The organism is Chromobacterium sp. (genome assembly GCF_041912965.1).
GTDB lineage: Bacteria > Pseudomonadota > Gammaproteobacteria > Burkholderiales > Chromobacteriaceae > Chromobacterium > Chromobacterium aquaticum.
This window is the reverse complement of record NZ_JAYSGF010000001.1, coordinates 94724-110872: the sequence shown is the minus strand read 5'-3', so window position 1 is coordinate 110872 and position 16149 is coordinate 94724. Positions and strand designations below refer to the sequence as shown.

The 16149-nt window shown below is 57.9% G+C and carries 12 protein-coding genes; 2 read left to right on the top strand and 10 right to left on the bottom strand.

Going from position 1 to position 16149, the window contains the following annotated elements; genetic code table 11:
- Window positions 1–19: 19 nt before the first annotated feature.
- The 6 genes from ACE3QM_RS00480 to ACE3QM_RS00455 all read right to left on the bottom strand — a co-directional run bounded on the left by ACE3QM_RS00480 (window position 20) and on the right by ACE3QM_RS00455 (window position 4493).
- Window positions 20–1579 (bottom strand): hypothetical protein, encoded by a 1560-nt coding sequence (locus tag ACE3QM_RS00480; RefSeq protein WP_374419417.1) that lies wholly within the window; start codon window positions 1577–1579, stop codon window positions 20–22.
- Window positions 1576–2202 carry an HGGxSTG domain-containing protein gene (locus tag ACE3QM_RS00475; protein WP_374419415.1) on the bottom strand — a complete coding sequence of 209 codons (627 nt, stop codon included), beginning with the start codon at window positions 2200–2202 and terminating at the stop codon, window positions 1576–1578. Before ACE3QM_RS00475 ends, ACE3QM_RS00480 begins: the two co-directional genes overlap by 4 nt.
- Window positions 2203–2595: 393 nt before the next feature.
- Window positions 2596–3042 (bottom strand): hypothetical protein, encoded by a 447-nt coding sequence (locus ACE3QM_RS00470; protein ID WP_374419413.1) that lies wholly within the window; start codon window positions 3040–3042, stop codon window positions 2596–2598.
- Window positions 3035–3748 (bottom strand): phosphoadenosine phosphosulfate reductase, encoded by a 714-nt coding sequence (locus ACE3QM_RS00465; protein WP_374419412.1) that lies wholly within the window; start codon window positions 3746–3748, stop codon window positions 3035–3037. Before ACE3QM_RS00465 ends, ACE3QM_RS00470 begins: the two co-directional genes overlap by 8 nt.
- Window positions 3730–4002 carry a transcriptional regulator gene (locus tag ACE3QM_RS00460; RefSeq protein ID WP_374419410.1) on the bottom strand — a complete coding sequence of 91 codons (273 nt, stop codon included), beginning with the start codon at window positions 4000–4002 and terminating at the stop codon, window positions 3730–3732. The genes ACE3QM_RS00465 and ACE3QM_RS00460 overlap by 19 nt, the downstream gene beginning before the upstream one ends.
- A gap of 44 nt (window positions 4003–4046) precedes the next feature.
- Entirely contained in the window at window positions 4047–4493 is a 447-nt protein-coding gene (locus tag ACE3QM_RS00455; RefSeq protein ID WP_374419408.1) for a JAB domain-containing protein, read from the bottom strand.
- 547 nt (window positions 4494–5040) lie between these two features.
- On the opposite strand from ACE3QM_RS00455, the gene ACE3QM_RS00450 reads away from it, so the two are divergent.
- Both ACE3QM_RS00450 and ACE3QM_RS00445 read left to right on the top strand, forming a co-directional pair.
- On the top strand, window positions 5041–5487 hold the full coding sequence (locus ACE3QM_RS00450) for a hypothetical protein (protein WP_374419406.1): 447 nt from the start codon (window positions 5041–5043) through the stop codon (window positions 5485–5487).
- Between the two features lie 121 nt (window positions 5488–5608).
- Window positions 5609–9505, top strand: coding sequence for an amino acid adenylation domain-containing protein (locus tag ACE3QM_RS00445; protein ID WP_374419404.1), 3897 nt, complete (start codon window positions 5609–5611; stop codon window positions 9503–9505).
- 271 nt (window positions 9506–9776) lie between these two features.
- On the opposite strand, the gene ACE3QM_RS00440 is transcribed toward ACE3QM_RS00445, so the two are convergent.
- The 4 genes from ACE3QM_RS00440 to ACE3QM_RS00425 all read right to left on the bottom strand — a co-directional run bounded on the left by ACE3QM_RS00440 (window position 9777) and on the right by ACE3QM_RS00425 (window position 16102).
- Entirely contained in the window at window positions 9777–12560 is a 2784-nt protein-coding gene (locus ACE3QM_RS00440; protein ID WP_374419402.1) for a PKD domain-containing protein, read from the bottom strand.
- A gap of 437 nt (window positions 12561–12997) precedes the next feature.
- A complete protein-coding gene (locus ACE3QM_RS00435) occupies window positions 12998–13906 on the bottom strand; it encodes a DUF6216 family protein (RefSeq protein WP_374419400.1) in 909 nt (302 codons plus the stop codon).
- A 356-nt stretch (window positions 13907–14262) separates the two neighbouring features.
- The gene (locus ACE3QM_RS00430) at window positions 14263–14703 is read right to left on the bottom strand and encodes a hypothetical protein (protein WP_374419398.1); all 441 of its coding nucleotides are present in this window, start codon (window positions 14701–14703) and stop codon (window positions 14263–14265) included.
- 1012 nt (window positions 14704–15715) lie between these two features.
- On the bottom strand, window positions 15716–16102 hold the full coding sequence (locus tag ACE3QM_RS00425; RefSeq protein WP_374419396.1) for a hypothetical protein: 387 nt from the start codon (window positions 16100–16102) through the stop codon (window positions 15716–15718).
- Window positions 16103–16149: the final 47 nt, after the last annotated feature.

Sequence of the window (16149 nt, the reverse complement as noted above, 5' to 3'; positions counted from 1 at the left end):
AAACCCGCCAGCTGGCGGGTCAATATTTGAGTGCTTGCCGCTTGATCGTCACCCGCTTGCTGAGGACGCGGTAGCGGGTGCCATCCCAATCGTGGTCCTCCGCATCCGTGTCCACGTCGTCCGGATTGTCCTTGGCGCGCGGCAGGATCGGGATCCGGCTGATCCAGCCGCGGCAATGATCGAACACGTAGAACGCCGGCTCCTCCGGCATGCCTGACTCCTTATCGGCGGCATACAAGGCCGCCTCCAACATGTCGCAGAAAATGGCGGCGCCATTGACCCGCGAGCCCGGCCGCTTGTCCGAATCCGTCCAGCGCACGCCCTGCCGCGCCATCTTGTCGGCGATGCTCAACTCATGGTCGCCGCTGTTCTTGATCATGGCGTCCGCGGGCCCGGGGCGGACGTTGGCGCACAAGCCCGGCCGCACATTCAACTGCCCTTTGCCGAGGCTGGCGGGCCGTTCAGCCGCGCCGCCGGCCAGATGCTGGTCTATCCACCTCACCCCCTTGGCCACATCGGTGGAACTCATGTTCAAGCCGACATTGAGCTGATCCGGCTCGCAGCCATACCATTCACCGATCAGGAACAAGCTGCCCTTCGGGTAGCGTAAGACCCGACCATCCAGCTCAAACGCCTCGCCATTCGACTCCGCCCACCACAGATTGGAAAACGGCTTGCTCTCGCCCCAGTCGTGGCTGCGGTCCACTTTCCAGCCCGGCGGAATCTTGAATGGCCGCACTACGTGCACCGCCTCGCGCCACAGATGATCGAAGCGCCCGCCGCTGGTGACGTCCCAGGAACCCTCAACCCAGGCCTTGCGCTTGTTCGGATCCTTGATATTCATCAGCGTGGCGATGTACACCGGATCCAGATAAGGGTTCTCCTTGAAGCTGCCATGGATGGCCACCCGCGTCAGCGTGATTTCCTCCTCCTGCCGGGTCCGCGGGTTGTGCACCCGCTGGCTGGTGCGCAGCACCCGGCCGCGCGGCATCGGCTCGATAAAGCGCCGCTTGACCCAGGCATGGCCAACGCCGAAGGGATTGGTCGTGCTGATCGTTTCCAGGGGGATGGACGGCAGCACCGTGCCATCCGCCAGCGGGTAGTTCTCCGGCCGGAAAGAACTGCGCCGGCACGACATCATCGCGTCGTAGAAATCCATGCTCTTTTGCTTGGTCAGCTCGTTAAAGCCGATGAAGGGCAGCTCCTGGCCGTGGTAGGCCCAGTAATCGCCCTCATCGTCGCCGCAGCGGAACAGCAGTTCCTCGCCCGTCGGCCACACCCAGCGCAGCTCGGAGGGCGAGCGCAGCAAGCGGGCGCCGTCGTTGAACAGCTTGAACATCCGGTTCGACTGGGTGATGACATCGGCCAGGTTCTTGTACTCGACATCAAAAATCACCCCGCGCCAGAAACTGCCATAACCCAGCCCCACCCGCTGGCGAAACTTCATCAACTGCGCGGCGGTTTTGCCGGGACCGCGCGTGCCTTCAAGCAAGATCTCATTGCACGGGCAGGACAAGGCCAAGGACTGCGAGCCCGGCAAGGGCCGCCACACTGCCCGGTATTCCGCGCGCGCCATCATGACTGACCTAGAATCTTGTTTTGGTGTTGCTCGGCCACGGCCTCCCAGCCCTCGACGCTGTCCGCGGTCGGAACCGGCACAATATTGTGGGTGATGCCGCCGCCCTGCTTGTCGTGCTCCGTGCGGCGCCGCGCCAACTCCAGTCGCTTCAGCTCCAGTTCCACCTCGCCCAGCAGCAGGGCTTGCCGCCGCGATTCGAGCGACTCAATCCGCGAGGTAAGCCGGTCGATCAGGGCGGCATAATCCTTGGCGCGATAAGTGCGTTCCTCAATCGTTTCGCCTTCGTCATCCGGTATGCCGCCGAACAACACCGGCTTTTCCGTCATGCTCTCCAGCTCCAATGGTTCGGCGTCCTGCTCCGCGGCAAGCGCCCGCATTAAACGGATTTTGGTGAGCCGTAGTTCCTCGTCCACCTGGCCCAGCGCTAAGCCATGAGCAATCGCCTCCTCCTCCTCGGAGAGAAACTTGCTGTACAGGCTGCCGGGCCGGGCCGCATTGCGGTTGCCCCGGGAGTCGCGCGGGCCCGTGCTTTTGCCCCCGTGCAAGGCGCACCGTCTCTTCCCCTTCAAGGGCTTGCGCCGACATGCCCCGCCTGTCCGGGTTTTCGCACCGCAAACAGTCATGGACACCTCATCTGAAAAAGGCCCGCCAAAGCGGGCCTATGCCAACGTTCCAGCTCTCGATGGACGCACTTGGAATGAGCATCGGCACAACAGCACCTGGAGCGGTCCTTATCCTCCATAAAAGGGCAAGGCCGCCTCAATCGGCGGCCTCGCTATCCGTTCATCTACGATCCACTTGATCGGGATTTCGCCACGCTCGCAGCGCGCCGCGACGACGCGCCCCCCGAAGGTCGAAAAGTGATGGAGCCCGGTCGCGCGGTCATGAAACCGCGGCCTCCCATGAACGCCCGCATCTAGCTGCCGCTGGAACGCGAACGACTCGGTGCGCTTGCTCGGCGCGAAAAAAAACCGCGCACAGCGGTCGCGGCTCGGCTCAGAAAGTTTCTCACAGCGTCAATCCTTCACAAACGACAGCCAGTCCTTGTCGATCTTGCCGGTTGACTGGTAAGGCAGCTGCTCAGCCGGCAGATCAACCCCCATGAGCCTGGCGACTTCCTGGCCGTCTAAATATTTGTCGCCAAGCTCAATCCACTTCATCGCCACGAGGAAGCGCTCTTTTTGCGCACGAGACTGAAAACACACGGCGAACCAGTATTCCGAATCCACAACCAGCTCAAACCGCTTGTCTTCGTTCTTCGCCCGCTCACGGAACCCTCTTTGCACCGCATCCAGATCCGCCAGGCTATCCGCCTCAATGTCACCGGTGGGATCTGGCATTTGCACCAACGGCGGCGCCTTGCGCGCCAGCTTGGTCAACGCCGCGCTTTCGCGAGCGCGCTTGGCCTTCGCCTTTGCCGCCTGGATGATGTCCTGCTTTTGAGCATGCTTATCTTCAGCCATGCGCTTTCTCCCAGCGGAACACCTCAAGCTCGATCAAGGGAAACCAATCCAGCACCTTTTGGTAATCGCGTGGCAGATGCTTTTTCAGCGGCAAGATGAAACGCAAGTCCAAGCCATCGAAAGATCGTCCCCAAATTTTGTAATCAATCGGCAAGCGTACATTGGCCTTCTTGAATGCGGCGATCAAATCGGCCTTCTTCCAGTCCCAAACCGGATGAAAGCGGAGTTGTTTGTAGCTGACCGGGCCATGCGTCATGATGGCGATCCTACGCATCGGACTATCCGCCGCGCGGACACCATCCGCCACCAGCATGTTTTGTTGCAGGCCCTCACTCCTCACGATCGCAGCTTGGATATCGGTGTACTCAAAGTTAGGCAAGCCGGCCTGCTCGATGACGCGGCATCGCTCCGGCGGCTGGAAGATGAAATTGTTCAACCAACGATGCAGGGAAGGATGCGGCAAACGTTTAATCTGAACGCCAAAAAAGCGTTCATAGTAGTCAATCGACTCCTCAACAAATTCCAAGCCAGGCACCAAATAAAGGTAATACGGATGCACCGCGTCAAAATGCGGCTGTATCGCCAGCATTGCCGCAATAGCATCCTTCCCTGTCGAAAAAGCCAGTAGCGTTTCGCTCTGGCGCTTTCTGACCGCCTTTATCGTCTCCTCGCCTGAAAGTGCCTGAGTCACGGCGTCCCGCCCCATATTCGACCAAATCCGGCCTTCTCCACCAGGATTGCCCAACAAGCATAGGGAATGGGCTTATCTGGCTCTCCAATCCAGCGCCTAACCGTTCGCGAAGTCACCCCAACTAAATCCCCGGCCTCACTACCCGTCAGATTGCCTGCGCCTCTTAAAATCAACTTTATTTCTTCAGGCGTCGGCGGCACCCAGCCCTTGGCGAACGGCAACAAACATTCGGGCCGGATCGTTCCGCCATACACTTGGATTTTTTCCATTGTTATTCCTTGCTCGTAGTCAGGCGGGCAACGCCCGCCAAACACTATAGCAAACCTTTATCCGCAAATGAGTAGGTGCTAGTACCCGCCACAATAATATGATCAAGCAGCTTCACATCGATCACCTTCAGGCAGTCGCTTAGAAAGGAAGTTAAATTCCTGTCCGCTTGGGAAGGATATGCCACGCCGCCAGGATGGTTGTGGCTCAAAATGATCGCGGCGGCATTGTGATGCAGAATCGCCTTGATCACTTCCCGAGGGTACACCCTGCATTCAGTCAGGCTCCCTACGAACATGGGTTCATAAGCGATCAATCGCATATGAATATCCAGAAAGGCTAAGGAGAAAATCTCCTGCTCCTCAAGTGCCAAGTGCAATACCAGATACTTCTTCACCAAATCCGGGGTGTTCAGCAGCGCACCGGGCTGCCTCAGGTGGTTTTCGATTATGCCCTGGGCCTTGTTTATGGCCTTGATCTCATTTGCATTCATCGGTTTGCTCCGGTTTTGACCTGCCATAAGGCGGCCTTCACCAGCAAACTAGGACATTATGTCCTAATGGTCAAGCCATGAAACCGACTTACTGCATTTGTGTAGTAATTATGCAAACACCACCTGGGAATTTGATGGCTGGAGCACTTATCCCCAGCTAGAAGAAACCAGCTCGAAATTAGCCCGACAATGAAAGAGTGTCTATTTCATTGACCGATTAAATGGTTTTTAAAACTTTCTGCACCAGAACATTGTTTGCATCTACGCCCACCCCATAAATTAAATCTGACACTCTGCGTGCCGATTTCGCCGCGCGTAACTTCGGCCTCACGTCGTCAATATACTAAAGCCTAGTGTTTGTTGAAATATGGTCTGCCCGTTTTCATATATGCCGAAACGCGTCTTGCCCGTTTTCCTGCGTTGAATCCCTCAGAGCCCATTCATGTCTGATGGATATAAATGCAAAAAACTCCCCAGCCTGTCTTGACGAGAAGTACTTCTCAGGGTCTGATTGCGCCCCTTGTCCATGGAATGAAACGAGCCGCAAATGAATGCCATTCTGATAGAACACTCCGCCGGCGAACTGGCGCTGGCTTGCGCGCCGGCCGCCACCTTGTTGTTGAACCAGAGTGTGCAAGCGGTGGAGCTGCCCTGGTCCGCGGCGACGGCGCTGTTGGCGGTGGCCAGCCTGGGGCTGGGCGTGGCGCGCGCGCGCAAGCAGGCGGCGCTGGCCTGGGTGGACAACGGCGAGCTGTTCCTGGCGCGGCGCTTTGGCGCGGCTAGACATTGCGCCTTGGGCCAGGTGCGCTCGGCACGGCTGTATTACCACCGCAGCGCGCTGCCCACCGCGCTGGCGTTTGAGACCGAGCAGGGATTGTGGTTGAGCATGAGGCTGTCCGGCCTCAGCGTCGCCGATGCGGCGCGGGAGCGTTTGGGGCCAGCGCTGCGCGCGTTCTGCGCCTGCCACGGCATCGCCTTTGTAGACAAGGCTTGAGCAGACTGGCCATCAATTCAATATTGATAATCATTCCCATTTATGGTGTAAGATTGCGGCTCTCATTTGATCTGCCCGCGCATCATAGCGCAGGCATGGAACCGCAACGGCACGCCCTCTTATGACTTTGACCGCTTCTCGCCTCCCCGTCAGCGCCGCGCAGCACGGCATCTGGATGGGGCAGCAACTTTCCCCGGACAACCCGAGTTACCTCACCGCCGAAGCCACCGAGCTGCGCGGCGCGCTGGACCTGGACGCCTTGCGCGACAGCGCCGCCGAGGTGCTGGCCAATTGCGCGGCGCTGAACATGCGCTTCGAGTTTGACGGCAGCCAGCTGTGGCAGCAGCCGGTGGCCGCGCAGGCGGAGATACCCTGCCTGGACTTCAGCGCGGCAGCGGAACCGGAAGCGGCGGCGCGGGCCTGGGTGGCTCAGGCGCTGGCGCGGCCGTGCGATCCGGCGCGGGACACGCTCTATTTGGGCGCGGTGTTGAAGCTGGGGCCGGAGCGGCACTGGTGGTATCTGCAGACCCACCATATCGCGCTGGACGGCTTCGCCTACGGCCTACTGAGCCAGGCGCTGGCGGCGCGCTACAGCGCCCGCGTCAAGCAGCAGGCCCTGCCGCCGCTGGCGGATTGGTCGCTGGACAAGATCGTCGCCGCCGATCACGACTACCAGGCCAGCGAGGCCTGCGCGCAGGACCGCGCTTTCTGGTTGCAGCGCCAGGGCCGGCAGCCGGCGGCCAGCACGCTGGCGCCCGCCGCCTTGCTGGCGGACGGGGTCAACAAGGCCGAGCAATGGCTGAGCCCGGCGCAGATCGCCGCCTGGCAGGCTTCGGCCAAACAGCACGGCGTGGACTGGGGCGCCTGGCTGCTGGCGGCGGTGGGCGCCTGGCTCGCCAAGCGCAGCGGCCGCCGCGCGCTGACCCTGGGCCTGCCGGTGATGAACCGCTTGGGCACGCCGGCGCTGGCGGTGCCGTGCATGGCGATGAATATCGCGCCGCTGAGCCTGCGGCTGGACGAAGAGCTGGGCGCGGCGGAGCTGAGCCGCCAGCTGGCGGACAGCCTGCGCGCGATCCGGCCGCATCAGCGCTATCGCTACGAGCAGCTGCGCGGCGATTTGGCCCGCGTCGGCGGCCAGCAGCGCTTGTTCGGCGCGGTGGTGAACCTGATGCCTTTCGACCGCCGCGCGCCGTTCGCCGGCCTGGACAGCCGGGTGCTGCCGCTGGGTTCCGGCCCGGTGGAAGATGTGTCGATCAATTTCAGCCTGTTGAATACCGAATGGCGGCTGTGCCTGGAAGCCAACCCCAATGCCTATCCGCAGACGGAGCTGGACGGCCTGCGCGACGATTTGCTGGCCTGGCTGGACGTCTGGGCCGGCCGCGCGCCGGACGCCGCGTTGAGCGAGCTGCTGCCTGAGCTGCCGCCGCTGAGCGTGCTGGACGGCGCGGCGCTGGAACGCGAGCCGCGGGAGGTATTGAGCCTGATCCGCGCCGCCGCCGCCGCGCGGCCGGACGCGACGGCGCTGGAACAGGACGGCGAGCGCCTGTCCTACCGCGAGCTGTTGCAGCGCGTGCTGCAACTGGCCGGCCGCTTGCAAGCCGCCGGCCTGCGGGCGGAGGAACGGGTGGCCATCGTGCTGCCGCGCAGCCCGGAAGCCATCGTCGCCATCCTGGCCACGCTGTGGGCCGGCGGCTGCTATGTGCCGCTGGACCCGCACGGCCCGCCGACGCGGCAGGCCATGGTGCTGGACGACGCGCAGCCGCGGCTGGCCGTCACCCTGAACGCCTGGCGTCCGCTCTTGGGCACCGTGCCGGCGCTATGCCTGGACCTGCCGCCGCAACAGGACGCGCTGGCCGCCGCGGACCCGGCGCCGGAAGCCGGCCAAGCCGCTTATCTGCTCTACACCTCCGGCTCCACCGGCAAGCCCAACGGCGTGCTGGTCAGCCACGGCGCGCTGGCCCAGTTCGTCAGCAGCGCCGGCCAGTTGTACCGCATCGGCGCCGACGAACGCATTCTGCAATTCGCGCCGCTGCACTTTGACGCCAGCATCGAGGAAATCTTCCTGGCGCTGTGCCATGGCGGCACCCTGGTGCTGCGCACCGACGCGATGCTGGAGTCCATGCCGGCCTTCGCCGCCGCGGTGGCGCGCCAGCGCATCAGCGTGCTGGACCTGCCCACCGCCTTCTGGCACGAACTGGCCTTCGCCTTGCAGCCGGAACTGGCCGCGCAGCTGGCCAGCGTGCGGCTGACCATCATCGGCGGCGAAGCCGCGCTGCCGGAACGCGCCGGTCGCTGGCAGGCGCTGCTACCCAACAGCGTGCTGCTCAACAGCTATGGGCCCACTGAGGCCTCCATCATCGCCACCAGCGCCATCTTGTCCGGCCCCGGCGCGGTGTGGGACGGCGGCGACAGCGTGCCCATCGGCCTGCCGCGCCCCGGCGTGCGCGCGGTCATCGTGGACGAGCGCCTGCAGCCGGTGGCGCAGGGCGAGGACGGCGAACTGTGCCTGCTGGGCGAGGCGCTGGCCATCGGCTACCTGGGCCGCGAAGAATTGACCGCGCGCCGCTTCGTCACCTTGGACGCGCTACCCGGCGCGCCGCGCGCCTACCGCACCGGCGACCGCGCGCGGCTGAGCGATGGCCAATTACGCTTCCTGGGCCGGCTGGATCATGAAATGAAGATCAGCGGCCTGCGCATCGACCCGGCCGAAATCGAAAACGCGCTGCTGGCCTGCCCGGAGGTGCGCGAGGCGGCGGTGGTGGGCCTGCCGCTGGCCGGCGGCGGCTATACGCTGGCCGCCTTCCTCAGCGGCGGCGAGACCGAGCCGGCGACGATGCGCTCGCGCTTGGCCGAGGTGCTGCCGGCGGCGGCGATCCCGGATCACTGGCGCTGGCTGGACAGCCTGCCGCGCAACGTCAACGGCAAGATAGACCGCAAGCAGCTGGCCGCCGGCATGGAGGCGCAAGCGCCGGCCGCGGCGGAAGACGCCAGCCCGCTGGAGCGCCAGGTGATGGAGGTGTGGCAGCAAGTGTTGGGCGTCACCCCGCCCAGCCGCCACGCCAACTTCTTCGAACTGGGCGGCAAATCGCTGCAAGCCATCCAGGTGGCAAACCGGCTGGCCCAACGCCTGAACCGCGAAGTGGCGGTGTCCGCGCTGTTCAGCCACAGCACGGTGGCGGCGCTGGCGCAGGCGCTGAGCGCGCCCGCCGCGCACCGGCCGCCGTCGGCCAGCGAAGGCCAGGAATTCGCGCCGCTGCTGACCATCCAGCCCGGCGCGCTGCCGGCGCTGTTCTGCCTGCACCCGGCGGAAGGCCTGTCCTGGTGCTATCTGGGCCTGGCCAAGCACCTGCCCGGCGTGGCCATCTACGGCCTGCAGGCCACCGGCATCACCGGCGACAAGCCGGCCAGCTTCGACGCGATGGTGGCGGACTACGTGGCCCGCGTGCGCGAAGTCCAGCCGCAAGGACCGTACCGGCTGCTGGGCTGGTCCCTGGGCGGCGGACTGGCCCAAGCGATGGCGGCGCAGCTGTGCGCCGCTGGCGAAACCGTGGAACTGGCGGCGCTGATGGACAGCTATCCGACCGCCAGCTGGCAGGGCCGGCCGCAACCGACATTGCACGACGCGCTGGTGACGGTGCTCAGCGTCAACGGCGAAGTGGACGCCGACGAAAACGGCCAGCCGCTGGACAATGAAGCGATCTACCAACGCCTGCTACGCCCCGGCAGCCCGCTGGCGCCGCTGGGCCGCGCCGCGCTGGAACGGCTGGGCGCGGCCTCGCTACACGGCATGCAATTGTTCCGCGACAGCCAAACCCCGCCTTACGACGGCGACGTGCTGCTGTTCCGCGCCGGCGTCCACCCGGAAGACGCGCCCAAGCCGGAAGATTGGCGGCCCTATCTCGGCGGCACGCTGGAGTGCGTAGAGCTGGACTGCGACCACTTCGGCATGAGCGATCCGGAGCCGATGCGAAGGATAGGCGAGGAATTGGCGCGGCGGCTGGGGGGGAAGTCCATCTAAGGGCTAGGAGCGGCGATCAAGCCGCCAGAGGCATACCGTACCCAAGTACTGCCTAGGTCGGCACGCCTTGCCTTTGCCGTGAAACTGAATTGTGAGCGACTTCAACGCGCCAAGGATGTTAAGAATGGTTCGTTGAGCAAAAAACAACGCCGCGCATTCCTGAGTGAAGCGCGGCGTTTTTCTATGCTTAATCTAATAGTGGATTAAAAAACACAATATCAATGATCACCACTGATTAGGCACACACATAGAGGCTGGGTGATGAGTGTTATCAATCTACGCTAATTTCAAGTATGGCTCCGGTATCGCTGACGAGCAAATGGCCATTGCGAGGATCGATGGCGACATCTCTTGGCGCGGTTAGCGTTGCAGGCAATGCTCCGGCAAGCGTTCCCTTTTTCCCGAGTTGCCCGGCGACAATCGATACACTCCCATCCGGCGATATTTTTCGGATGACCGCATTTCCGGTATCCGCGACAAAGATATTGCCCGCTTTATCTATCGCAATGCCTCTTGCTTTTTTGAATTGAGCTTGCGAGGCAATTGCCTCCATTTGTTGTGAGACGGTGTTAAGGCGGAACACAGCATTGCTGGCCATGAAAATCTCACCAGCGGGAGATATGGCGATGTCCGCTCCAGTAATTTCGTTGTTCGGAATGGGGAAGGTTCTTTGGCTAAAGACAGTGGTTTTTACACCACTGATGCTTAGCTTGTGAATGCCGGTGGTGTCTATGATGTAGATGTTTCCAGCGGCATCTTCCGTTAAGCCTTGTACATCACCATACCGGTAGACATCTTGATAGAAAACTTCAGCATTGCCATTTGCAAGCTTGAATACTCCATTTTTATTGGCAGTTGTGAAGTAAATTGCTCCGGATTGGCTTTTTAACAAGCCAGTTATTTCATCATACTCTGAAGGAGTGTACAGGCTTTTAACGCAACCATTGCTTTCAATGGATCTTATGAAGCTGTGATCCGCAAATATCTTTTCACCATCCAGCCCAGCAGATAGCATGAATGGCCTGGCTAATATCGCATCGCCACAGCTGTCTTGCATTCTGTTTTCAAGTCTATAGCCGCCTGCCACGATACTGAGATGCCCTTGCGGGTCTCTTTTTTGAATGGTCGCGTTTTGGCTATTGGCAATATAAATACTGCCATCACTCTCCATGGTGAGAATGGGGTCCTCGTCCGTTGGGTTGGTAAGGTTTAAGTCAGCCCCCCCGCTAATAATGGTGGACGACTCTCCGCTGGGCGCAACTTTATAGACATCATGAGAGTAACCGTTGATGTTGTAAACATTGCCGTCGCCATCTATCCCTACACTGAAAGGGCTTGTCTTTTTTCTTAATAACTCTAGCTTTTGATTTGAATCAATCCGGTAGTAGCTGTCGTAAGAACCAAAGTAGAGTCGGCCTAGACTATCTATTTGCCCCAAGTCACGAGGGTAAGCACTGGTCGTGGGCATTTTGCTCCAGCCATTCCGCTCAGTGTATTCGTATAGGCCTATATCAAGCAAAGCGTAGAGCTTGCCATTGCCATTGGACAAGATTTGATAGATGCCCCCATTGTCGGGTGGCGGAATGGCCGTTTTATCATTTGCAGGGGACACTTTATAGATGGCTACTCGTTTACCTGAAATATAGTCATTATTTATATAATAGAATCCGCCATTTTCCCCCGCAGAGACACTGGCAAAGTTCTCTCCGGAAAGCATCGTGACGACATTACCCATTTTGTCTATTCGTCTTATAGACTTTTGTTCAACTCGCCCTCCCAGATCATTAACGGTAGTTACAGTGTCAATTAAGAACAAGTAGCCATCGATACTGCTTGACACTTTGCCTGGCGAAGTAAATCGGGCATTCGTGCCATTGCCATCTAGGTTGCCTGGACCAAAGATGCTACCTGCTAGAACACGCATGCCTGAGCGCGCCACTGAAATTGTCGCGGTTGCCTGGGTTTGTTGCCCATTGCTGCTGTAGGCATAGGCGGTGACGGTGAATGTTCCGGAAGAGGGAAAGTGATGGGTTGGGCTTTTTTCTTTTACCAAACTCGAACCATCGCCAAAATCCCACGCATAGTCAAGATTGCCCTCTCCTGTCACTATCATATCAAACCGGATGAACTCTCCCGCCAAGATGGATAAATTACTGGGGTTCATGGAGTAAATGATTGGAGAGGGAGGAGAGACAACTTGTATTGTCGTGGCGGCTGTTGCTATCTCACCGGCTTCATCGGTTACTGTGACTCTGGCGAGATACGTTCCTGCCTTTTTATAGGTATGGGTTTGAAAATCTCCATCGCCCTTTTCCCCATCACCAAAATCCCAAGAAAATCGCACACTTCTATAGCCGCTACCATAGGCTTTAAGGCTTACCGCTTGGCCTGAGGTGATTTGGCCGCTATTTTGAATGACCAGTTGAGCGGTTGGTTTGGATGTGGCAACGTTAACGCTTGCTTGCGATGTTGATGTGTTTCCATTCTTGTCTTTAGCTTTTAGCGTTATTTGATAGCTGCCGGCCTTAGAGTAAGCATGAATTACTTTTTTCCCTTGGATGATGCTGCCATCACCAAAATCCCACTCATAATTTATGGGCAGGCTACCTGTGCCTATTGCCTCTAATTCAATTGAATCCCCAATTGTCAGCGCATTGGTACTTAATCCGGTGATCGTGGCGGTGACTTTTGCCGGAAGAATGGAGATCTTCGAGCTTGACTGCGCCTTAAGCCCAGCTTGATTAGTGATTACCAGGGTTACCGTATAGCTGCCTTCCGATGCGTAGGAGTGCGAAGGCGCGGCGTCAGTTGATTTTGCCCCATCGCCAAAATCCCACTGGTAAGTATGGGGACCCTGATTGCTTTCACCAATAAAGCTTAATAGCTCACCAGCAAAAACTCCTTTTGGGGCATTTATATTGATATGCGCGCTTGGCGTTGTCGATGATGTGCCTCCTCCAGAGCCTCCCCCTCCACCACCACCTCCTCCGCAGGCGGCTAGTATTGCGCACATGAGAATGACAATCGTTTTTTTAATTAAATTGAATCGGATCACGGATTGAACTCTTATATTGATTGTTTAATTTGTTACACAATTATTCCTATGGAATATTCTAGTGCCAACAATATTTTTATGCAATAGGCATGATGTGTGGGCTATCAAAATGTGGCATTAAAATTCGACGAGCTTTCTAAGTCACTGAACCTGCAGTGAATATGGCGTAACGCGCCGCCAAACCTGGCGGATGCTTGCCAAGCGGCTGCTCAAAGAGTCACGACCGAAGACAGCTAGCGGCGGAAGATTCGGCCCTTGTCTTCGCGACAAGCTGACACGTGGCGCTGGGCTTTAACCGCTTAGCTTTGAGTGACCTGAAGCTGATACGGCGACTCGGAGAGGAGTTGATGTGGCGCTTGGCTTGAGCTGCGCCGGTTTGAGGAAAACGCCGTTCACCTTGGGTGAGCGGCGTTTTTGTCTGTGCTGTCAGGCCGTTTTCATTCGCTGGCAACAGGGTCTGCTTGCTTATGGCTTGTCGGAGACGGGGCCGCCATCTCCATTGTGACGAGGGGAGGCTCGGTGATGAGCAGGACTCTTTCTTCCTGCTTCGCTTGGCGTGCTTTTTGACGATCAATCATCTCCTTCGCACTGATACGGCGTTGCAAGAACCGCACGGTTATAAACAGGAAGACACCGACATAGGCACTTAGAAACAAAAACAGCATGCGTTGCTCTGATACGCTGTCGCTGATTACTTTGGGGTAATTGGCCTGCTTGAGGAATTTGCAAAAAATCTGGGCGTCGCCAGGGGAGAAACCCGTGGCGGGAAGCGAGGGTTTGGCGCAGTCACTTTCGCTGATTTTGTTATTGCCCCATAAGCCGGTGATGGTCTTTTGACTGCTGGCAAAGAACCAGGTCTTGCTTTCCCTGGTGGCGTACAGCCCGCTGTCAATAGCTGCGCTGCCGGCACTGCCGGCGGTGATGATGCCCAGCACGAGAACCGCGAGCAGCTGGGCGATGGTGACTAACTTATTGGGCGAGGTGATATTACCGGGCTCGCTGAGCTTGAAGTAATGCCCGCAGCGTTTGACGTCATCAATATCCTCATTGTGCTTGGCCGCCCATTGGATCAGCGCCAGCATCTCTTGCTTGGTGCGGATCTTAAGCCCGGTCAGGGTACGGAACTTCATGATGGCGTTTCTTTCATCCAGAAAGTCCGCCAGCAGTTTGTCGTTGATTTCCTTCTTACCGCCCACGATACGCCATAGCAGCGTCAAGGGAATGTGGTAGGACTGGGTACGCAGCACCACGTACAGAATGGCCGCTATCGGCAGCGCGCCCAGGAAGATGGCGGTGAGTAGTGAGATCAGCTTGGACGCCTGATTGACGAAGTCAATGTAATCCACGGCCACTCCTTTGGTGATTTTATTGGCATATTTTACCAATTCAAAGCGGCCATGCACTGACGGTGGATCAAAAAAAGCGCCTACCACGGGTGTGTTGTCGGCGGCCTATCCAACGGAGAAGCTGCCCTCCTCGCTGCTATTGATAGCAAAAAGCCCCCTTTCGGGGGCTTTTTATTGCAATCAGGTCATCCGATTTCGCTACTCTCGCGAGCGGCCAACGTCGGATGAAGCGTTGGTAATGCGCCACTAGGCGAAGTTCGATTGTAATATACTTTTCTAGAAACTGACCCAATATTTAAACACCAATCCAGCTTTCTGAGTTGGTTGTTTTGTTACCTCGAGATAGCCACCCTCACTCACGCCTCCCAAGACAGGTAAGTGCGCACATACTCTTGAACTGCAAATCCTAAAACATATTGGAGCGACACATCAAGCCCTTTTGCATCAAAGACGCCACGCAAATCACCCACCATATAATGCAATGCCCGCGCGACATAAAATGGCTTTGAATTTTCCTTTACGCCACCGTCAAAGAAACTAATTCGGACCGGCATTTCATCACCTTGAAAGGTGACCTGAAATAATACATTGACTGGATTGCCCAGTATTTTGATCGCCACCAGATTGGCACCATCTTTCTGAACCCCTGAAATAAGTTTGCCCAGCGACCCATTGCTAGAAGCAACTATCAACTCTTGGACAACTTGATCCCTCCATTCATTAGCCCTGCCAATGCTCTCACCGGCATTCCTAACAAACTTCCACATCTCACGCGCAATTGTTTCCATGTCATTCATTGCACACCTCTGACACTTTGATTGAGAATTAATCTTGCCATATGTCAAAAAAACAGAAAAGCACTAAAGACTCCAACAATCTCACTCTCTTTACGCCTAGTCCAACACCACCAGATAACTCGAAAGCGCTCGCAATTATAAACAAAACAACAACGACATTGCCCACAAAGGGGATGACCTGCTACACTACAAATCTATCGCCGCCTTTTGCCATTAACTCCTAATAACATATTGACAACCAACTCCAAAGGTTCCCCCGTGGATGACGATGAGCTCCTAAATACAGTCTTGCCAAAGGATTTTAAGCAGCGATTTCTCAAACACCTTGCCGAAAAAAACTTCATAACCCCCGGCGTCCCCACTAAGGAGGACAACAATAATCAGAACTCAAAAAATCTCAGTGAATCAGCCGCCCCTCCAAAAAAAGTTTTCAAAATATAAAGAAGCCTTTTTAAGTCTGCAATAGTTGAGGTTATTATTACTATCAATGCAGTATTAATGTTTTCTGGATCACTTGCGAGCATCTAGCTGATACAAATTAATCAACGCATCCAATGCTACTCACGAAAGATTAATATTTAATAGCATTCAGAACAATAAAGTAAAGTCTTTACTAAATTCGTTTTGAGGATTGATCAATAGCACTTCTTGGCGTCATGACAACTCGACAGCCATCCGCCTTTCAAACATGAGCATACGTTGCTGTCCACGCGCAATAGAATGCACACTCCTGAATAATCCGTGCATGCCCAAAACACTGCACTACATACCAATGGCATTTTGAATTAACAAGTATGCTTTTGCAACTTTCCTACCCGGCCCACAACGAGGTCTAACCTGAGCCTCAATCGACTTAAGCTTTTGGAGCTTCACCAGCACAGACATAATCTCTGCCCCACCATACTGAAACTCCAACGCCGCCTCGATCTCCCCCAGGAACATCGGCCGCGTCGCGTCCGCCAGCACATCGCAGATCTTCGAAGCCAGTCCCCGCCCACGTGGTCGTCTCATGCTATGCCGCCTCCTGATGGAGCAAACGCCAGGCTCGGCCAAAGCGCACCGTTGCCTGCAGCAGCGCCCCATCAAACGCCTTGGCGCTCATCGCCAGCCGCCGCGCGATATCCTCGTCCGCCAGGTGCGGGTAATGGACATGCCGCGCGCGGAGCACCGCCCTTTCGCCCTGGGCAAGCTGGTTCACCACCCGCTCCACCTGGCCGGCGATCAGCGGGTTATAGCGGACCTCGCCGCGCCGGCGCGCCGTGTCCTTGTCCTCGGCGAACCGATAGCGCTCGGGGTCATTGGCGTAGCGCCCCTCGATCGATGGCGTGATGCCGCGCCAGCTCCCACTGTCGTTCAGCCACTTCCCCCACTGCGCCAATGCGGCCGCTGCTTCGGTCATTGCTGCCCCTCCCTACCAGCATCCCGCCACGGTGAGCGACCCTTGCC